The organism is Pararhizobium sp. IMCC3301 (assembly GCF_030758315.1).
Classification (GTDB): domain Bacteria; phylum Pseudomonadota; class Alphaproteobacteria; order Rhizobiales.
The window spans coordinates 982,009-1,001,235 of record NZ_CP132336.1 but is presented as its reverse complement, the minus strand read 5'-3'; the positions used below and the strand labels follow the sequence as shown (position 1 = coordinate 1,001,235).

The 19,227-nt window shown below is 55.6% G+C and carries 15 protein-coding genes; 4 read left to right on the top strand and 11 right to left on the bottom strand.

The window, feature by feature from the left end; genetic code table 11:
• Positions 1-19 precede the first annotated feature (19 nt).
• Positions 20-1,258 carry an MFS transporter gene (locus tag RAL88_RS04660; RefSeq protein WP_306267579.1) on the bottom strand — a complete coding sequence of 413 codons (1,239 nt, stop codon included), beginning with the start codon at positions 1,256-1,258 and terminating at the stop codon, positions 20-22.
• A gap of 134 nt (positions 1,259-1,392) precedes the next feature.
• Complete coding sequence (locus RAL88_RS04655; protein WP_306267578.1) at positions 1,393-2,571, bottom strand: HupE/UreJ family protein; 1,179 nt, start codon at positions 2,569-2,571, stop codon at positions 1,393-1,395.
• Positions 2,572-2,678: 107 nt separating this feature from the next.
• Between RAL88_RS04655 and RAL88_RS04650 the strand changes: the two genes are divergently transcribed.
• Together RAL88_RS04650 and ettA are read left to right on the top strand one after the other, a co-directional pair.
• The gene (locus tag RAL88_RS04650; protein ID WP_306267577.1) at positions 2,679-3,548 is read left to right on the top strand and encodes a DUF4198 domain-containing protein; all 870 of its coding nucleotides are present in this window, start codon (positions 2,679-2,681) and stop codon (positions 3,546-3,548) included.
• 322 nt (positions 3,549-3,870) lie between these two features.
• On the top strand, positions 3,871-5,526 hold the full coding sequence (gene ettA / locus RAL88_RS04645; RefSeq protein WP_306267576.1) for an energy-dependent translational throttle protein EttA: 1,656 nt from the start codon (positions 3,871-3,873) through the stop codon (positions 5,524-5,526).
• Here ettA and RAL88_RS04640 read toward each other — a convergent pair.
• The 7 genes from RAL88_RS04640 to RAL88_RS04610 all read right to left on the bottom strand — a co-directional run bounded on the left by RAL88_RS04640 (position 5,523) and on the right by RAL88_RS04610 (position 12,616).
• Positions 5,523-6,725, bottom strand: a complete 1,203-nt coding sequence (locus RAL88_RS04640) for a nitrate/nitrite transporter (protein ID WP_306267574.1) — start codon at positions 6,723-6,725, stop codon at positions 5,523-5,525. The two genes, ettA and RAL88_RS04640, sit on opposite strands and share 4 nt — an antisense overlap.
• Before the next feature lie 221 nt (positions 6,726-6,946).
• Positions 6,947-7,981 (bottom strand): extensin family protein, encoded by a 1,035-nt coding sequence (locus RAL88_RS04635; RefSeq protein WP_306267572.1) that lies wholly within the window; start codon positions 7,979-7,981, stop codon positions 6,947-6,949.
• 249 nt (positions 7,982-8,230) lie between these two features.
• A complete protein-coding gene (locus tag RAL88_RS04630; protein WP_306267571.1) occupies positions 8,231-8,392 on the bottom strand; it encodes a hypothetical protein in 162 nt (53 codons plus the stop codon).
• A 541-nt stretch (positions 8,393-8,933) separates the two neighbouring features.
• Positions 8,934-9,524, bottom strand: coding sequence for an FMN-dependent NADH-azoreductase (locus RAL88_RS04625; protein ID WP_306267569.1), 591 nt, complete (start codon positions 9,522-9,524; stop codon positions 8,934-8,936).
• Between the two features lie 169 nt (positions 9,525-9,693).
• Positions 9,694-10,608, bottom strand: coding sequence for a methylenetetrahydrofolate reductase [NAD(P)H] (metF, locus tag RAL88_RS04620; protein WP_306267567.1), 915 nt, complete (start codon positions 10,606-10,608; stop codon positions 9,694-9,696).
• Entirely contained in the window at positions 10,608-11,630 is a 1,023-nt protein-coding gene (locus tag RAL88_RS04615) for a metalloregulator ArsR/SmtB family transcription factor (protein WP_306267565.1), read from the bottom strand. Before RAL88_RS04615 ends, metF begins: the two co-directional genes overlap by 1 nt.
• 323 nt (positions 11,631-11,953) lie before the next feature.
• Positions 11,954-12,616 (bottom strand): class I SAM-dependent methyltransferase, encoded by a 663-nt coding sequence (locus tag RAL88_RS04610; protein WP_306267563.1) that lies wholly within the window; start codon positions 12,614-12,616, stop codon positions 11,954-11,956.
• A gap of 341 nt (positions 12,617-12,957) precedes the next feature.
• Here RAL88_RS04610 and RAL88_RS04605 point away from each other — a divergent pair, with 341 nt between their 5' ends.
• Together RAL88_RS04605 and RAL88_RS04600 are read left to right on the top strand one after the other, a co-directional pair.
• Positions 12,958-13,161 carry a DUF2892 domain-containing protein gene (locus tag RAL88_RS04605; RefSeq protein ID WP_306267562.1) on the top strand — a complete coding sequence of 68 codons (204 nt, stop codon included), beginning with the start codon at positions 12,958-12,960 and terminating at the stop codon, positions 13,159-13,161.
• A 126-nt stretch (positions 13,162-13,287) separates the two neighbouring features.
• A complete protein-coding gene (locus tag RAL88_RS04600; RefSeq protein WP_306267560.1) occupies positions 13,288-14,775 on the top strand; it encodes a multicopper oxidase family protein in 1,488 nt (495 codons plus the stop codon).
• A gap of 153 nt (positions 14,776-14,928) precedes the next feature.
• Here the strand turns inward: RAL88_RS04600 and RAL88_RS04595 are convergent, their stop codons facing one another.
• Both RAL88_RS04595 and RAL88_RS04590 read right to left on the bottom strand, forming a co-directional pair.
• Positions 14,929-18,549: a hydantoinase B/oxoprolinase family protein gene (locus RAL88_RS04595; RefSeq protein WP_306267558.1), complete on the bottom strand. Its 3,621-nt coding sequence runs from the start codon at positions 18,547-18,549 to the stop codon at positions 14,929-14,931.
• Between the two features lie 130 nt (positions 18,550-18,679).
• Positions 18,680-19,213, bottom strand: a complete 534-nt coding sequence (locus RAL88_RS04590; RefSeq protein ID WP_306267557.1) for a cupin domain-containing protein — start codon at positions 19,211-19,213, stop codon at positions 18,680-18,682.
• Positions 19,214-19,227: the final 14 nt, after the last annotated feature.

The window sequence follows — 19,227 nt, the reverse complement described above, 5'->3', positions numbered from 1 at the left end:
CGACAGATGCTGCTGCAGTTCAGCGGTCTGAATTCTCGTGATTGCGGCTCGATTTGGTTGCCAGTTTGAGGAATTGCGGTGACGTTCTGATGAGTGCGACAAACCGCCGGTCAGGCCGCGGCGACAATCCGGGCCGGGACAGGGAGCGGATGATTGTGAACACAACCAGCATGCCATGCATCAGACTTGTGTACATGAACATGGCCGGAGTGCCGAACTGCTCGGCGAAAACCGCTGCGAAGAATGGACCGCCAATCGCGCCTGCGGAAAAAAAGAACATAAGCCCGGCTGCAACCAACACATATTGGTCATCCTTGGCCTGATCATTGGCATGAGCTGCTGACAGTGCATAGAGCGGCATGGCAAAGGCACCGAATGCAAATATGCCGATCAGGCTTGCCGTCTGTGAATTGCCGCCCAGCAGGGACAGAGCAATCCCGGCCCCCATCGCGCCGATGGTGGCGATCAACAGTGAAACACGGCGGTTAAACCTGTCTGACAGCCAGCCCAATGGATATTGCGACAGGATGCCGCCGGCAATTCCAACACTCATGAACCATGCAATTCCGGTTTCGTCAAAGCCGATATCCTGGGCGTATAACGGGCCGATCATTCGAAATGCCGAATTGGTAAGCCCGATGGTGAAACATCCAAAACAGGCAAGTGGCGATATTGACCAGATCGCTTTGAGGTCAAACCGGAAATTTTCAGGCGGTTTCGGACTGGACCGGTCGGAAAGCGAAATGGGAACGATCGACAAACAATAGAGCATCGCCGCGACCGAAAAAATGGCAAAGCTCATGACGCCGAAAGCGGGAATCAGAAACTGACTGCTGGTAACGGCGAGCAAATCGATCATCCGGTACAGGGATAAAACGCGGCCGCGATTTTGTTTTTTGGCTTTGGAATTGATCCAGCTTTCAATTGTCGTGAACAGGCCGGAAAAGCAGAAGCCCATGATAAACCGCATCAAAATCCAGAAATTGGAATCGACCAGCATGACCATCAACAATGTGCTGACCGCAGAGACGGCCGCCAGTGCGGCAAAGGTTCTGATATGGCCAACAGACTGCAGCAGCCGCGGTGCGTAGACACAGGCCACCAGAAAGCCTGCCGAATAGCCGGCACCGATCAGCCCGATATCAAGCGGCGAGAATCCCTCTGCGGTGCCCCGCAAGGTGATCAGTGTGCCTTGAAGGCCGTTGCCTGCCAGCAGAATGCCGGCCGCGATAAGAAGGGGAATTAGGGCAAGGGGCATGGGTGCCGGAGACTCATCTGGCTTTTCTGGCATCAAGCGCCCGAAATGCCTGATTGTCCAGAGCAATAGGCAGTAAATTTCGGCGGTTCTGCAGCCTTTTTTTCAGATTGCCGGTAATCCTGGACCGCGTGGATTCAGGCCAGTATTGTGCGTTCCAGAAACCAGAATGCACCAATCGCGGCGATGATCAACGATCCGGGAATAATAATAAAAGGGCGGTACCAGGGCTTGTTGCGAAACCAGAAACCGACAGCCATAAAACACAGAAATATGACGCTGATCTGGCCAAGCTCGACGCCCACATTGAATGAAATCAGGCCGGTGATGAAATAAGACCGTGAAAGTCCGATCTCTGTCAGCACGCTGGCAAAGCCAAGTCCGTGCAACAGGCCGAAGCCGAAAATCACTATGGGCCGCCATTTTGTAAGATGGTCCAAGAACAGATTTTCAACGCAGATATAGACAATTGAGGCGGCAATCAGAGGTTCAACAATGGCGGCGGGAACGCTCACCAAACCCAACATGCCAAGGGCAAGTGTGATCGTGTGGGCCAAAGTGAAAGCCGTGACCTGCCACAACAGCGGTGACAGTTTTGTGCTCAGCAGGAACAGGCCGACCACAAACAGAATGTGGTCGAGCCCTTTGGGAATAATATGAGTAAAGCCGACCGTGACATAGTCGGAAATCACCTGCCAGACGCTTTGAGTGGTCTGACCCTGAATGGAAACCGGATCGCTTACAGTTCCGTTCTGCAAATAAGCTGAGTAGCCTTCTCCTGCCTCACTCAAGGGCCCACGCAGCACGACCGCTCCGAAAGAAGGTGCCCAGGAAAATGTCATGTTTTGTGCATCGGGGGGCAGATTGCCGCGCAGCACGATCCTCGATGCCCGTGCCACAGACAAATCACCGACATCCGGTATCGAGACGTTTTCAATGGTTTTCTCGAGGGCCACATCGTCGGCTGATATGAATATCTGAGACAAAAAGTTCTGTTGTACCTGGTACAGTCTGTCCCGTAGCTGTGCAGCCGAGAGGGCGCGCAGGGCATCGTATTCCTCGGCTTTAGGTGACTGGTCGGTATCCGCGTGCTCAGAACCCACACCGGCAAGGGCGGCTTCCAGATTCAACGCAATCTCAAGCTGGTAACCGGATTGATCTGGCGAAAAGACCAGATCTGCAATGGCTGGCTGAATTTCGTGAGCGCGGGCGGTAAAGCTCCATCCGATCAGTGAGGCAATTGTAATCAGGAAAACCAGTGGTAACGACCCTGCAGTGAATCCCGTCAGCGGTCTTTGACTGAAAATGCGTGCCAATATAAACCTCGATTTATGTCTCAATAGTCTTGTAGCGTGTTGGATCTGGAGACGTTATTGTCCCCGAATAGAAAATTATTGCTGAGCGCCATTGGAGTCAAAGTCATATGTCTTTCGTATCTCTTGTTGCAACCAAATTTCGATGTTTGACCTTATTCGGCGCGCTCGCGGCCCTGGCGCTCGCTATAACGGATACGAAAGCGCACGAGTTCTGGATCGAACCGAATGTGTCGCAGATAGAGACTGGAGATAAATTTTCAGCCACATTGAATGTGGGGCAGGACCTTGCTGGCAGTACCTATCCGTATCTGCCGCCGCGATTTGACAGATTCACAATGACAATTGGCGGCAACACCAAACCGGTTGAAGGCCGTATCGGTGATAATCCGGCGCTTCAGATGGAGGCAGCGCAAGAGGGCCTTCACATCATCGCCTATCAGTCGCGGGGAGACGTGCTGACTTATGTAGACCCAGCGAAGTTTCAGCAATTCCTTGATTATGAGGGATTGGACTGGGTGCTGGAAGCCCATCAAAAGCGCGGCTTGCCGACAGCGTATTTCAAGGAAATCTATACACGCTTCGCCAAATCTCTGGTGCAGGTTGGTCCCTATCAGGAGGACGATGCCGGGCAAAACCAGGCCGTTGGCCTGCCGATAGAGCTGGTGGCGCTGCAATCTCCCTATGCACCGCAAACCAGCCGTGTTGACGTTCTGCTGTTGCGCGAGGGAAAGCCGCTGGAAAATATTCAGGTTGCAACGTTTCAGCGCATGAACGACAGCACTGTCGCAAGGCGATTGACCCGCAGTAATGCTGAAGGCGTGGCCAACATCACTCTCGATGGCGGTGGGTTCTACCTCATCAGTGCTGTACAAATGGAGGAGACAGATCCTGCAAAATTCAAGGAAGACACAGCCGGGCGCAAACCGGTATGGCACAGTCTCTGGGCATCTTTGAGTTTCCGTCTTGAGGCTGACTGAGCGGGTCTACCACCGGCCCTGATCGCCAATGATATTTACTCTGTTACAGCCGGGCAAAACCTTCAATCCGGATTGAGTGTTGAATAAAAAGTGAAGCCGCCAGCGTTTTGAAACGCTGGCGGCATTTTTTGTTGTCCGGCGTTTGGTATTGCCGAACTGGTCTGTACGAGAGATGTAAGCCGGCGCGGCCTGAAGATGCCGCGTTTATTGCCAATGCGCCGAGAAAACTTCACAAATTGAGCTATCGGCAATTGCGAGCGGACCTTGATCTGTCGTAGAAGGTGCTGAATTTTCAAATGACATTGAAGGAATGACCAGCCCTATGGCGCGGCAATTTATCTATCATATGAGCGGGCTTTCAAAGACCTATTCCGGCGGCAAAAAGGTGCTCGATAATATTCATCTGTCGTTCTACCCGGACGCGAAAATCGGCGTGCTGGGTCCCAATGGAGCGGGTAAATCCACACTACTGCGCATTATGGCTGATCTCGACAAGGATTTTACCGGCGAAGCCTGGGCGGCAGATGGAGCCAGGATCGGATATCTGCCTCAGGAACCGCAATTGGACGGGTCGAAGGATGTGCTCGGCAATGTCATGGACGGTGTTGCTGAAAAGCAGGCGATCCTTGACCGCTATAATGAATTGATGATGAATTATTCTGACGAAACGGCCGAAGAGGGCGCTCAGCTCCAGGATGTTATCGATGCCCAGGATCTCTGGGATCTGGACAGCAAGGTTGAAATGGCGATGGAAGCGCTGCGCTGCCCGCCGGGAGATGCTTCGGTGGAAAATCTGTCCGGCGGCGAAAAGCGCCGGGTTGCGCTGTGTAAGTTGCTGTTGTCAGAGCCCGACCTGCTGTTGCTTGATGAGCCCACCAATCATCTTGACGCGGAGACGGTTGCCTGGCTGGAAAAGCATCTGGTTGCCTTCAAAGGCTCCGTTCTCATCATCACTCATGACCGCTATTTCCTCGATAATGTTACGGGGTGGATTCTGGAACTCGATCGGGGCAGCGGGATTCCCTATGAGGGCAATTATTCGGCCTATCTGGAAGCAAAATCCAAGCGGATGGCCCAGGAAGGCCGTGAGGATCAGGCTCGCCAACGGGCGCTGGACCGGGAGCGGGAATGGATTGCTGCCAGCCCGAGGGCGCGGCAGACCAAATCCAAAGCGCGTATCAACGCCTATGACGAACTGGTCGAGCGCAGCGCAGCGCGCAAGCCCGGGCAGGCGCAGATCCTGATTCCGCCCGGCGAACGGCTTGGCCAGGTGGTGATCGAAATGGAGGATGTCTCGAAAGGCTATGGCGAGCAACTGCTGATCGATGATCTGTCCTTCAAGCTGCCGCCCGGCGGCATTGTCGGTGTTATCGGGCCCAACGGAGCCGGCAAGACGACGCTGTTTCGCATGTTGACCGGCCAGGAGGAACCAGACGCCGGCTCGGTGCGTCTGGGAGAGACGGTCAAGCTTGGCTATGTCGATCAGTCCCGCGATTCACTGGATGCAAACAAGAATGTCTGGGAAGAAATTTCCGGAGGCGACGAGATCATCAAGCTCGGCAAGCATGAAATGAACAGCCGGGCTTATGTCGGCGCTTTCAACTTCAAAGGTGGGGATCAGCAACAGAAAGTCGGCTCGTTGTCAGGTGGCCAGCGCAACCGGGTTCATCTGGCAAAAATGCTGAAATCCGGCTCGAATGTCCTGCTGCTTGATGAACCGACCAACGATCTTGATACGGAAACTCTGGGTGCTCTGGAAGATGCGCTGGAGGATTTTGCCGGGTGTGCCGTGGTGATCTCCCATGACCGGATGTTTCTGGATCGCCTTGCCACACATATGCTGGCCTTCGAAGGGGACAGCCATGTGGAGTGGTTCGAGGGCAATTATGCCGATTATGAAGAAGACAAGAAACGCCGGCTTGGTGCGGATGCGGTGGAAAACCCGCGGCGGATCAAATACAAGCCGTTTACGCGTTAGGCCGGTTTGTCATCTGGCCGCTCCCGGGCGGCCAGATACAGCACCAGGACGAGACTGAGCACAACGACATAAAACCAGAACAATGTCTGAAACGCTACAATTGGCGTCTGCAGGATTGTCTCGTCACGAATGAGAGCCGCCGTTATCCACTGCATGACACCGACGCCGCCGACGGAAAAGAAATTCATCAGCGTGACGCCGCGCCCGACCAGGCGGGGCGGGAAAAACTGCCGCGCATGTGCCATCAGAATCGGGTAGTTCATCCCGGCGAAGCCGCACAGGACAAGCATGGCTGTTGTCAGGCCCAGGCTCGACGAAGGCCAGATGGCAAGCACCAGCATTGAACTGACAACAACAATACCACCGCCGAAATTAAGCCATTTGCGCGAAGGCACCAGCCGGTCCAGTGGGCCGTAGACAATGCTGCCGGCAATCATCGCTAAAGCCATCCAGAGAGTTGCGGTCCCGATGGCAGGCGTGTCAGCTCCGAAAACCTCAGACAGATAGGGTGCGGCCCAATAGCCGCGTATCCCGGCAGGCACAGCATAGGCCACAGCCATTAGTGGAAAAATCGGCCACAGCTGTTTCATTTTCAAAAGTGTCAGAAATGAACCGCCAGGAATGGCGTGGTCCTGTGCATTATCGTCAGTGGGCGGGTCTTTGACAAACAGCAGGATCGCCAGCCCGATGGCCAGTGTCATTACGAACAGCCCCAACATCACCGGCCGCCAGCCAAATTCAGTCGCCAGCACCGCAAGCGGTTTGGCACCAGCGACATTTCCCATGGTTCCAAATGCGACAATCCATGCAGAATACAGGCCGAAGCGAGCCGGCGGAAAGGCTTTGGCAAATATGAAAAATGACGCCATCAATACCGGAGCGCAGCCTATTCCGATCAGGCCCATGGCGATAATCAGATGCAGCGGTGTCGTGGCGAAGGCCATCAGCATGACACCGCCGCCAGCGCCGAACGTAAACAGCGCGGCTGTCATGCGTCTTGGCCCGTAGCGATCAAGCCACAGACCCACTGGAAACTGTGCCAGGGCGAATATGACAAACCAGGTGCCCGAAGCAATCGACAATTCTGTCGGAGTGGCGCCCAGATCCGTGGTTAAATCACCAGACAAGACTGCCAGAAATGCACGGTAAAACTGGCTCATCATGTAGCCAAGGGCGAGGACGGCAATGCCGGGAATCATCGAATGCTCGGATGTTGAGGTCAGGAACCCAGCTTATGGCACTGGCCGGACCTGCAAAGCAATTTCATAAATTGATGGCAGCAAGAGGTGGTCTGAAGCTGCGTCAGCCTGGTCTGGAATTTCGGAATCGGTCCAAACAGTTGGGCGTTCTTGCTGAGATTAAGATTCAAGGGGTGGGTGGCCGGAAAGCCGCGCCATTTCATGTCTGGTTGATGGTCGGACTATTTGCATATCCGATAGGTGCCACTCTTACCGTGCCTGGCAAGATCCAGATGAAAATGGTCCTGATGGTAGCGATCTGCTTTTGGCCCCAGAACGGTGGTAAAATAGCGGCAGGCGCCGGCATTGACGGCTCGCAGAAACTGGCGCTGGGCACCTGGCCCGTTCCAGCCCTTGGCCACAGTGACGGTTTTGCCGTTGGCAAGAGTGAAAGCACTGATGTCGATTGCATTGCCGTAGCCATGTTCGGAAAGTTTCGCGCCTTTAACACCGTTGCGCGCACGGCAGGCGAATGATGCAGCCACGCGCAGAGAGACAATGTCACTGCCAAAGACCTTTCTGGCTGAAGGTTGCACAACAGTTTCCACCCATTTGGCAGCGGCAAGACCAAGCGGTCTTTGAACGTTGGCCTGGGGCGATAATTTGACTGTTTGCGGTGTGCGCAGGCCGGTGAGGCCGACCAACTGGCGTTTCGGGCAGGAACTGCGTAGCGCCTTGCCTGAAACCTTTGCCAGTATCAGCGGGGCCGCTACGCGCTGCCTGTCGACGGATTTTGGCAACACAGGCCTTATGGCGGTAATTGCAGTGAGCGGTTTGCCAGGTCTGACCTGAGGCGGGGTCGGGACTGCGGCAACAGACGGTGCCGGCTTTCCAGCCAACGGCTGTGGGGCGCGCGGCTGGGCAAAGGCGAATATCGAAGTGCGCTCTGCGCTGCTGCCTGCTGCTGCATTGCTTTGCGCAACAAGGCGGGGGCGCGGACGCGGAACTGGTCCGGCTGCCCGAGCAATCGCCGGGCTGGCCGGTTTTGTCCTTGTCTGACGCTTTGTTCGGGTTTGAGGCGCTGTTTGCGGTGTCGTAGAGGGCTGCCCGCGAGCGCGGCGAATATCATTCTTCAAGCGGTTGAAAATCGTGACAACCGAGTTCCTCCGCTCGCCGGATTGCTGCGCTGAAGCGGTATTTATGCCGGTTATGGAATAACTTGACAGGGCCAGGGCTACGGTCAGAAAAATTTGTGGCCAAACAGACTTTTCAATCATACCTGCGTCATCCGCCTTCTCGCGTCTATCTACCGGCTCCCTGTGGCTTGTATTTGTGGCAAAAAGGCGTCTTGTTAGCGATAAATGAGTCCCTGTCGCAATCGTCAAATCAATAAGACGGCAACACCGAAACTCACAAAATTTCAGCCCAACAAAATCATTTCACTGGCGGCTCTTCTTTGAAAGCGTGGCGCGGAGGGTGTGTTTGCATCCGATATCCGTGAAATGATCGCCGCTGGCGAGGTGGCGTCAACCGAGATAAACGCTGGTAGCGTCACGTGCGTGGGTTGATTTTGCTGAATTGCGGGCCAGCGTTGATGTGATGGTCACGCGGTCTGCGCCTGGCACCGCACCGGCAACCCTGAAAAACACGGGCACTTCCATTTTCAACCGTTTTTGACGCTGATGCATGTGCCCTGCATTCACCTTCCAGCCTTTCAGAACGAATCAGGCTTGCCTATCGAGGTTCAGCTTGTTGGCAGGTAGGAGCAGGACAATAGGCTCCTGAGCCTGGCAAACCACCTCTGGACTGAGCTGTGATTCGGTTTTTCCGGCGTCTTATATAAGACGTAAGATGGTTTTCCCGGTTCGGAAAAATCCAAACAGGACAGAGCAATAGAGCTGACGGCCGGTATTGACGGGCTGCCTGTCTTGCGCTGCACCATGTTTTTTTCTTTCCAATACCACCTACATGGAAAAGACTCTGACTTACGCTTTATAGCGGAGGATTGAAAAATGATGAAAATGAATGCGTTGAGAGCGACGAATTTTGCTCTTCTTTGTGCTGCGTTTTTGTTTATCGGAGCTATTGTGCTGGGTGCCGTTTAGGCAACAATAGCTGCTCCGCAATGGGCCACTGTTAGGGTGGTGGCCGACCGTCTGGGTCAAGAAGGCCGGGCTTAAAGCCCGGCCTTTTCTATGAAAAATTCTTCGATTCAGACTGGTTTCAGCGTCAGGCAGCCAGATTTTCAATCGTATCACGGACGGCTGACAGCTTTTCCTCGCCCTGAAACAGCAACTGATCCGCGGCAATGATCTGGACATCGTCAATGCCGATGAAACCGAGGACATGCTTCATATAATTGGTGGCAAAATCCACATCTGAGCCGCTCTCCACACCACCTGAAGTGATAACCAAATAAGCGCGTTTTCCGGTCAAAAGACCCACCGGTCCGTGTTCCGTGTAGGAGAAAGTTTCACCGGCGCGACAGATCTGGTCAATCCAGGCCTTGAGACTGGCGGGAATGGCGAAATTGTAGATCGGAACGCCAATGACCAGCGTATCTGCCTGACGCACTTCCTCGATCAGAATGTCCGACATGCCAAGTGCCTTTGTGTGCCGGGCGGTACGGTCTGGTTTCGGTGTCTGGTTTGCTGACACCCAATCTTCGCTGACGAGTTCTATGCCGCTTGCCGTGTCACGACGGATGATCCGTGCTGTCGTATCGGCGCTTAGAGACTGCACCAGTTCAGTGACCAATTGCCTGCTGACAGACCCGGATTGACGGGCCGATGCATTAACTTCCAGAATTGTGCTGTTCATTGTTCTACTTTCATCGGTGAATTGCGATAAAAGCAAACTGGCGTCAGGCGGTCGGATTCGGAAGGCCTGTTATGGACAACAAACTGTCGTCTGTCATTGAACAATAATTTACTACTGTTTATGAAATAGCTTGTCCGGATTGACTTATTCGGGGGCGGCCGACGACCGGTCAGGCCGCGCGGTGATCGGTTTCGACCGTCTGCAGTTCAGGGCCGAGGCCCATCAGATGACAAACTGCAAAGACAATTTCAGATCTGTTCAGCGTGTAAAAATGCACATCTTCAAAACCGCGTTCCGCCAGATCGAACACCTGTTCGGCGAGAATGGCTGTGGAAACCAGCCTTTGGGTGTCCAGATCATCGTCCAGCCCGTTAAAAGCAAGCTCCAGCCAATATGGCACATCCGCGCCACAGCGTTTGGCAAAGGATCGGGTCTGGGCAAATTTATAAACAGGCAGCACACCGGGAATGATCGGAATTGAAATTCCGGTAGCACGGGCGCGCTCGACAAAGGCTTCAAACAGATCATTGTCAAAGAAGAACTGGGTGATGGCGCGGCTCGCACCGGCATCAACCTTGCGCTTCAGATTGTCCAGCTCATGGTCCCAGCTCGGACTGTCGGGATGGCGTTCCGGGTAGGCGGCAACAGATATGTCAAAACTGCCCCTGCGGGTAATTCCGGCAACCAGATCGGCCGCGTTCTGATAGCCCTGCGGATGAGGCGCAAATTGGGTTTCACCATTTTGAGCATCGCCGCGCAGGGCGACAATGTGTTTTACGCCAGCGGCAGCATAGCCATCCACAACCGCATCAACTTCATCTTTTGAGGCATCGACACAGGTCAGATGCGCAGCCGGCCGCATTGAGGCATTTTTCGCCAGTTCGGCGACGGTGCGGTGGGTACGCTCCCGTGTGCTGCCACCGGCGCCGTAGGTGACGGAAACAAAAGAGGGACCGAACAGGCTGAGACGGTTGATCGCAGACCAGACCTGTTGCTCACCGGCATCTGATTTGGGCGGAAAAAATTCGAACGAAATGCGCTTCGTGCGTTTCTGATGTTCCCGTAGATTGGCGATAATTGACATCACACTGTTTCCGAAGTGACGGTTGATCGGGTCTGCATCGTGTCGGCTGCAATCAGGATGCGCGGGTCCTGTGCCAGCCAGATATTGACGGTCAGCGCATCGGGCCGTGGTTTTTCAGGGGTCAGATGCGTAGTGGACAGAAGATCGAGCCCGGCGTCGTCGATCCAGCTGGCCATTTGGGCCTCATCAAATCCGAGCCGGCGATGGGCATGCTCATTGCGCAGAAATTCCAGCTGATGCGGTGCAAAATCGACAATCAGCAAACGTCCGCCGGGCCGCAGCGCCTGTGCCGTTTCCTTTATCGCACGTGCCGGGTCATCAAGGAAGTGCAGCACCTGATGAACCACTGCCACATCAAATGTGTTGCGTGCGACGGGCAGGTTGAATATATCGCCGAACCGTACCTGGGCATGGGTGGTTTTGCTGGCATCCAGATTGGCTCTGGCGAGCGCCAGCATTTCCAGGCTGGAATCGATGCCGACGGCGTCGGCATAATGGCCCTGCAACAATTCCAGCATGCGCCCGGTTCCGGTGCCGACATCCAGAAGTGTGCCGAACGGCTTGTCGCCGACCAATTCGAGCAGGGCCTTTTCGACAGCACGCTCGGAAATATGGTGGCTTCTGATCCGGTCCCAGTGCTGGGCGCTCTGGGCAAAGTAGCGGGCTGCGGTTTCGGCATTACGGGATTTTACTTCCGCAAGCCGCTCCTGATCGCGCTGCAGGATGCTGTCAGAGGGGTTGAGAGTGTTCAGCAAGGCCTGTGCTGTCAGGCCGACCGGGCTTTTTGACGGGCGGTAATACACCCATGATCCTTCCGGAAACCGCTCAATCAGCGCGGCTTCAACAAGCAGCTTCAAATGGCGTGACACGCGGGGCTGGGACTGGCCCAGAATCTGCGTCAGATCCTTGACCGTCAGATCGCCGCTCTGCAGTAAAGCGAGCAGGCGCAGACGCGTGGTTTCACCGGCGCCGCGCAAGGCTTCAACCAGCTGTTCCAGACCGATGGTCTTTTGTTCCCGCATTAAATTCCCGCATGATATAACAATATCTTTATATCTTTAGGTGATTTCAAATTCAGGCGCAAGCGGATTATTTGCTGTTTGATGCGGCAAACAGGCCAGAGTTGTTGAGATGTTGGATTTCCCTGAATCGGAGGCGTTTCAGCGCTGCCAGCGATCAGGTGCTAACGCTCGGCAGGGCGGCCGAATTGTTTCATGCCAGTGAATAATGGTTATCTATTCACATTCACAGTCACAGTCACGAGGGCGAGAGCGGTTGCTTCTGTCTATCGACCACGCGCGAGTGGTACGAAGGATGGGCATTCGACCCTGTTTGTCACACACCATTAAAGTGGTTTTCGCGCCACGAGGTCGATCAGTGCCGACATCCCGGAATGGCCCCGGCCTTCGTCAACCACTCGGTCGTAGGCTGCAAGAGTGAGAATCTCCATGTCGCTGAAGGCTGTGCGCAGCAGGTCCTCGCTGTACATGTTCTCGGCATGCGGTGGGCCACCGGTGCCGTATTCGATCTGTTCGGGCCGATAGCCATGCAGCAGGAGGGTGCCACCCGGTTTCAGGGTTTTCTTGATGCCTTCAAAGACCGCTTTCCGATCATCTGGAGGGGAGAACTGGATGAAGATCCCTGCCACAAGGTCGTAGACATTGGGTATCCAGTCCCAGTCCAGAATGTCGGCCACGTGGAAATCGACAGAGACGCCTTGCTCGGTAGCGAGCGCGCGGGCTTTTTCAACGGCCACAGGCGAGGCGTCCATGGCGGTTACCTGCAGGCCACATGCGGCGAGGAAGACGGAGTTGCGCCCTTCGCCGTCAGCGAGAGCCAGTGTCTGCGCACCTGGGACAAGGCAATCCCGGTGGTCATTCAGGAATTGACTCGGCGCAGTGCCGAACAAGTATCCTGGAGCGCCATAGCGCTCGTCCCACATGGACGGACGCACTGGCTGCGTATGGCCACTCCCACCGGTGTCTGCCTTGATATCGTCTTGAGCCATTTGCCTGCCTTTGAGAGTGGCTGCCGAAATTGAGCCGCGTCAGCCGCCTGCCGGATGTTTTTGCTTTGGCATGTCCATCATCTGGCACCGGTGTTCGAGTATGTGCCTTCTTGTCCGCTGCATTAAACATAGACGATCCTGCATTCGTGTCATCATCCCCTACAAAGCTCGTGAAGCCAATGACAAAGGTTCAACAAGCCGATCTATGCCCGGGAGTGTGGATTGTATGCGTCTCGGGGTGCCGATGCGGAAGGCCTTCACCTCAGCGCACTCCCCTTATTGACTCTATATTTATGAATGCATATATAAGCAAGTACGAATATAATCTAAGGAGACTTATCGTGACTTTAGATCGTGCCGTAATGCTATTCGCTGGCAGTGTCATACTGATCAGCCTCGGGCTCTCGCAGTTGCACCATCCGGCCTGGTTATGGCTAACTGCCTTTGTGGGCGCAAATCTGGCACAGGCGTCGTTCACCGGATTCTGTCCGCTGGCAATGTTCCTGAAGCGCCTCGGGGTCGCACCAGGAACGGCATTCAACTGAACCGGTGGTTCTGGTTAGTATCAAAACCGGGCCGCGATGACGATGTTGCCATTGTCGACCAGTTGGCCTAATGCGGCGTGGTGGTGGCCGCTGCGCCTGGTCAGAGATTAAAAAGTTGGGGATGCCATGAAATTCAGTCGTAGAGGAATCCTGGTCGGGGCGGCCGCCACTGGTGTTGGAGCGCTTGCGGTCAGCAGTATCTGGAATACTTCAGATGCTGCAGCCGAGCCGCAACCGCTCCGGATTCCACCGCTTCTGGATGCACGCAAACACGGAAACTCCGTCGCTCTTGACGTGCGCGCAGGCCAAACCGAATTCTATTCCGGACGCGCCAGCAACACTCTGGGATATAATGGCAGCTACCTGGGTCCGACGCTGCGTCTCTATCGTGGCGATGATGTCGAGCTCGCCGTCACCAATCAATTGCGCGAGGATACCACCGTCCACTGGCACGGGCTGCTCATTCCGGCGGAACTTGATGGTGGCCCGCACCAGAGAATTCCGCCCAATGCCACATGGCGACCGGTGCTGCCAGTTCGGCAGGCTGGAGCGACACTGTTCTATCACTCGCACGCTCACGGACAGACAGGAGCCCAGGTCTATTCCGGCTTGGCGGGTCTTCTGCTGATTGCTGACGATCAGGAAGAATCCCTTGGTCTTCCCACAGAATATGGTGTGGACGATCTTCCACTCGTCCTTCAGGATCGGCAATTCGAAAACGGTTATATGGTCGCGCCCGGTGGGATGATGTCGCGCATGGCGGGGTGGCGCGGCGACACCATTGTGGTGAACGGAACGCCGAATGCCGTGACGCGCGTGCCTGGCCAGCGGGTACGATTGCGGCTTTTGAACGGTTCGAACGCGCGCATCTTCAATCTCTCATTCTCCGACCGCAGAAGCTTCCACTGGATCGCCAGCGAGGGCGGTCTTCTCAATGCGCCTGTGTCGCTCAAATCAATCAGTCTTGCTCCCGGCGAACGCGCAGAAATTCTGGTTGATTTTTCGGATCGTAAAGTGGTGGCATTACAGACCGCGCCCGACACAAATCTGCCTATGATGATGGGCCCCTTGTCGCGAATACGGGAGTTCGGCGACGATCTGTTCGGTTCGAACGGAGAACGGATCTTGCAGTTCGAGCCGTTCCTGGGGGAAGAACCGTCAACCCCCCTTCCTGAACGCCTTGCATCGCGCCCACCGTTGAACACCTCGCGGATTGAGCGCCGTCGGCGGTTTGTTTTAGGCATGGGAGGCATGGGGGGAGGGATGATGGGTGGAATGGGCTCGACCGGCGGCATGACCATAAATGGTCGTGCTTTCGCCATGGATCGTGTTGATGAGCGGATAGAACTTGGTAGTACTGAAATTTGGGAAGTTTCCAGTGATATGATGTCCCATCCGTTCCACATTCATGGCGTACAGTTCGAAGTGATGAGCCGGAACGGAGGCAAGCCACTGGAACGGGATGCCGGGTCAAGAGACACTGTCGTGGTGCGCGAACCAGTGGAGCTGCTTGTCAGGTTCGAACAACCGGCCGTCGAGGCGCCGTTCATGTATCACTGTCACATTCTCGAGCATGAGGATGATGGCATGATGGGTCAGTTTGCGACTGTCTGACCCTGCGCGAGGGCTGCGGGCGCGCTGGTTTGGGCCCGGCAACACATCAAAGGTGGCCAGCAGTACCAGCAACGTTCCGGACGGCCGAATTTCTCAAGATCACTGAAGACACTCCAGACACTCCACGCCATCCATTGTTCGCCATGAACCGTTCTAGTTCTTGCCGAATCCCCCGCCTGTCGGCGTGACAATGGTTACGGTTTCTCCGGCTTTCAGAATGGTCTGGTCGCAACCTTTCAGCGTCTCGATCCGGCCATCAAGGCGGCGCACGAAGGTTTCGCCAAGTTCTCCGGGCTGGCCGCCTTCCAGGCCATGGGGCGGAACACTGCGGTGCGAGGAGAGTATGGCGCAGTCCATTTCCTGAAGAAAGCGAATGGTCCGTCTGGTGCCATCGCCTGCGGTCCATTTGCCTTTGCCGCCCGATCCCTTGCGGATGTGAAAATCTTCCAGCAGAACCGGAAATCTGAATTCCAGAATCTCCGGATCCGTAAGCCGTGAATTGGTCATATGGGTGTGCACGCCTGCCGTGCCGTTGAAGCCGCGCCCAGCCGGGGAGCCGGAGCAGATGGTTTCGTAATACTGGTAGGTATTGTTGCCAAAGGTGAGGTTGTTCATGGTGCCCTGCGAAGCGGCCATCACGCCAAGTGCGCCAAACAGCGCGTTTGTCACATGCTGGCTGGTTTCCACATTGCCGGCGACAACGGCTGCCGGATAGCTTGGCCGCAGCATGCAATCATCGGGAATGATAATGTTGATCGGCTTCAAACAACCGGCATTCATCGGAATGTCGCCATCCACCATGACGCGGAAGCAATACAGAACGGCGGCCCGCGTCACCGGTTCAGGGGCATTGAAATTGGTGTTCTGCACCGGGCTTGTACCAGTGAAATCCACTGTCGCTTCACGCTTTTCGCGATCAACAGTGATCTTCACCTTGATCACAGCGCCTTGATCCGTCGGATATTCAAAGCTGGAATCCTTCAGAACTTCGATGACACGGCGCACGCTTTCTTCAGCATTGTCCTGGACATGGCGCATATAGGCCTCAACCACTGGAAGGGTGAATTGCTCGACCATTCTGGCGAGTTCCTGCACGCCCTTTTCATTTGCCGCAATCTGGGCCTTCAGATCGGCAACATTTTGCACCACATTGCGCACCGGAAACGGGTGGTCCGTCATCAGCCTGACAAGGGCGTCTTCCTGAAACCGGCCCTGATCGACTAGTTTGAAATTGTCAAACAGCACGCCTTCTTCGTCGACATTGGTGGCCAAAGGGGTCATCGACCCCGGCGCCGAACCGCCGACATCTGCATGATGGCCACGGCTCGCCACCCAGAAGCGGATGAAACTGTCAGTTTCATCAAACACCGGTGTGCACACGGTGATATCCGGCAAATGGGTGCCGCCATTATAGGGCGCATTCAGCGCGAACACGTCACCAGGCTTGATGACGCCTTCATTCAACCGGATGATGGTTTCCACAGAGCGGTCCATGGAGCCAAGATGCACCGGCATGTGCGGCGCATTGGCGATCAGGCTGCCTGCACCGCTGAAAACGGCGCATGAGAAATCAAGCCGCTCCTTGATGTTGACGGAATAGGCGGTGTTCTGCAGCGTCACACCCATCTGTTCGGCGATTGACATGAAGAGATTGTTGAAAATTTCCAGCAGAACCGGGTCCGCGCCGCCATCGGCCGCTTCCGTGCCTATTGCATAGCCGCGATCAAGGGGTTCTGTGCGCGTCAGAATGACATGGTTCTTGATGTTGATTTCGGCTGTCCAGCCCGGCTCAACCATGATGGTCTGATGCGGTTCTATGATAAGCGCGGGTCCGGCGATCCGCTGCCCGTGACCAAGCTGGTCGCGCGGATAGATGCCGGTGCTGCGGCCCTCGCCGCCGCTAAAGACGTCAACCTGCCGGTCAGGCAGCGCCGGTTGATCGGTCGCGGTCATGTCGGCTTCATCGATCTCAGCACCGCCGCCGACGCCTTCAACTTCCAGAGATTCAACCACCAGCGCCTTGTCGTCAAAGATAAAGCCGAACTGCTTCTTGTGTGCGGTTTCAAATTCGCCGCGCATTGTATCTGTTGCGGTCAGCCGAATGGGGAGGGTGCTGTCGGTGCCATCGTAGCGGATATGGGCAAAGCTGTTGATGACGGTGTCCGCAGTTTCCACGCCCTGTTGCAGCAGTTCCTCACGGACCTGTTTTTCCAGTGCATTCTGTGCTGTCTCAAGTTCTGATTCAGAATCCACCGCCAGCTTCAAGGCAATGGTTTTATTGCGGTTTGTGCGAATGTCAGCGAGCCCCATTCCATAGGCGGACAGAATCCCGGAAAAGGGGTGCACAATGACGGTTTCCATACCCAGCGTGTCGGCGATGGCGCAGGCATGCTGGCCGCCGGCCCCGCCAAAACAGGTCAGCGCATAATCGGACACATCATAGCCGCGCTGCACCGAGATTTTCTTGATTGCATTGGCCATGTTCTCCACAGCGATCTGCAAGAACCCTTCGGCAATTTCCTCGCCACTGCGGCCATCGCCAATCTCGCCCGCCAGTGCGGCAAAGCCGCTGCGCACAGCATCGATATCCAGAGGCTGATCTGCTGTTTCGCCAAAGATGGCGGGAAAGAATTCCGGGCGCAATTTGCCGAGCATCACATTGGCATCGGTGACTGTCAGAGGGCCGCCGCGACGGTAGCAGGCCGGTCCGGGATTGGCGCCGGCACTGTCCGGGCCGACCTGAAAGCGGCCTTTGTCGAAATGCAGAATGGAGCCGCCACCGGCAGCGACCGTGTGAATCATCATCATCGGCGCGCGCATGCGCACGCCGGCCACTTCGGTTTCGAATGCCCGTTCCAACTGGCCGTCATAATGCGACACGTCGGTCGATGTGCCGCCCATGTCAAAGCCGATTACCTTGTGGTGTCCGGCAAGGGCAGAGGTTTCCACTGCGCCGACAACGCCGCCAGCGGGGCCGGATAGAATGGCATCCTTGCCCTGAAACAGATCAGCTGCAGTCAGTCCGCCTGAGGACTGCATGAACATCAGCCTCGTGTCACCGTCACCAACATTAAGTTCTTCAGCAATGCGTTCAACATAACGCCGCAGAATGGGCGACAGATAGGCGTCGACGACGGTCGTATCGCCGCGCCCGACCAGTTTCATCAGCGGTGAGACGTCGTGGCTGACTGATATTTGTGAAAACCCGATCTCAGCAGCGATGGCGGCCAGTTGCTTTTCATGCTCTGCAGCGCGCCAGGAATGCATCAGGACGATGGCGACCGAGCGGATGCCGGTCTCAAATGCGGCCTGCAGATCATTTCTGGCCTTGGCTTGGTCCAGCGGTGTTTCTACCGAACCGTCGGCATGAATGCGCTCATCGACCTCGACCACGGTTTCGTAAAGCAATTCCGGTTTGATGATCTCTCTGGCGAAAATCTTCGGACGGGCCTGATAGCCGATCTCCAGCGCGTCGCGAAAGCCCTTTGTTATCACCAGCAGGGTGCGTTCGCCCTTGCGCTCCAGCAGCGCGTTGGTGGCAACAGTGGTGCCCATCTTGACGGTTGCGATCCGGTCGGACGGAATGGGGTCGGATTTGGCAACACCCATCAATTCGCGAATGCCGTGGATCGCGGCATCTTTGTATTGCTCGGGATTTTCAGAGAGTAATTTGTAAGCCTGTAATGTAGCATCGGGCTTGCGGGCTACAATGTCGGTGAAGGTGCCTCCGCGATCAATCCAGAAATCCCATTTTCCAACTGTAATGTCGCTCATCACTGCCTCTTGCCGGTCTTGTTGCCTGCTATCGATTAGGCTTTTTCAGACGCGGCGGCAAGTATGGCCGGGCGTGGATCGTCTCCTGGTGAGTGAGGGGAATTTGCGCTTTGCGCAAACAGCCAGGAAATTATTCCTTGACCGCATCAATCAGGACGAAAGCAATCAGACATGGTTCGGTGCCGCGGTTCGACCAGGCATGATTGGTGCCCTGCTGGACCACCGTATCGCCGGCCTTCAACAGATATTCCTCTTCATCCATCATCATGTAGATCTCGCCGCTGAGCACGACGGTGTAGTCCAGCGAGTCGGTGCGGTGCATGAAGGGATGGCGGGCATTTTCGACAATATTTGCACCGGCACCCATTTCGGCAAAGGCGGATTTTCCATCAAGTTTCGCCAGAACCTCCGGATCTTCCGGGTCGAATTGCACAATCCGGAAAACAGAGCCGTTTTTCGGCGGATGCAGGATCAGCGGGCCGGTGACCGGATCGTCTGAGCGCTCCATGGCGGCAGGCGTTTTGTCGTTCAGCCACAGATTTGTCAGGGTGACGCCGGGCCTGTTGGGACGGCTTAATATGCAGCTGGCCTGTTCATCGGAGAGGATGGTGGCAACGCCGTTCACATCATGACCGGTCACAACGCGCCTGAATTTCCGGGACATAATCGGGATCCTTT

Excerpts from the sequence above, each read along its gene's own strand:
- RAL88_RS04660 (WP_306267579.1), bottom strand. The coding sequence starts at position 1,258 with ATGCCCCTTGCCCTAATTCCCCTTCTTATCGCGGCCGGCATTCTGCTG.
- RAL88_RS04650 (WP_306267577.1), top strand. The coding sequence starts at position 2,679 with ATGTCTTTCGTATCTCTTGTTGCAACCAAATTTCGATGTTTGACCTTA.
- ettA (WP_306267576.1), top strand. The coding sequence starts at position 3,871 with ATGGCGCGGCAATTTATCTATCATATGAGCGGGCTTTCAAAGACCTAT.
- RAL88_RS04640 (WP_306267574.1), bottom strand. The coding sequence starts at position 6,725 with ATGATTCCCGGCATTGCCGTCCTCGCCCTTGGCTACATGATGAGCCAG.
- RAL88_RS04635 (WP_306267572.1), bottom strand. The coding sequence starts at position 7,981 with ATGATTGAAAAGTCTGTTTGGCCACAAATTTTTCTGACCGTAGCCCTG.
- RAL88_RS04630 (WP_306267571.1), bottom strand. The coding sequence starts at position 8,392 with ATGCATCAGCGTCAAAAACGGTTGAAAATGGAAGTGCCCGTGTTTTTC.
- RAL88_RS04625 (WP_306267569.1), bottom strand. The coding sequence starts at position 9,524 with ATGAACAGCACAATTCTGGAAGTTAATGCATCGGCCCGTCAATCCGGG.
- metF (WP_306267567.1), bottom strand. The coding sequence starts at position 10,608 with ATGTCAATTATCGCCAATCTACGGGAACATCAGAAACGCACGAAGCGC.
- RAL88_RS04615 (WP_306267565.1), bottom strand. The coding sequence starts at position 11,630 with ATGCGGGAACAAAAGACCATCGGTCTGGAACAGCTGGTTGAAGCCTTG.
- RAL88_RS04610 (WP_306267563.1), bottom strand. The coding sequence starts at position 12,616 with ATGGCTCAAGACGATATCAAGGCAGACACCGGTGGGAGTGGCCATACG.
- RAL88_RS04600 (WP_306267560.1), top strand. The coding sequence starts at position 13,288 with ATGAAATTCAGTCGTAGAGGAATCCTGGTCGGGGCGGCCGCCACTGGT.
- RAL88_RS04595 (WP_306267558.1), bottom strand. The coding sequence starts at position 18,549 with ATGAGCGACATTACAGTTGGAAAATGGGATTTCTGGATTGATCGCGGA.
- RAL88_RS04590 (WP_306267557.1), bottom strand. The coding sequence starts at position 19,213 with ATGTCCCGGAAATTCAGGCGCGTTGTGACCGGTCATGATGTGAACGGC.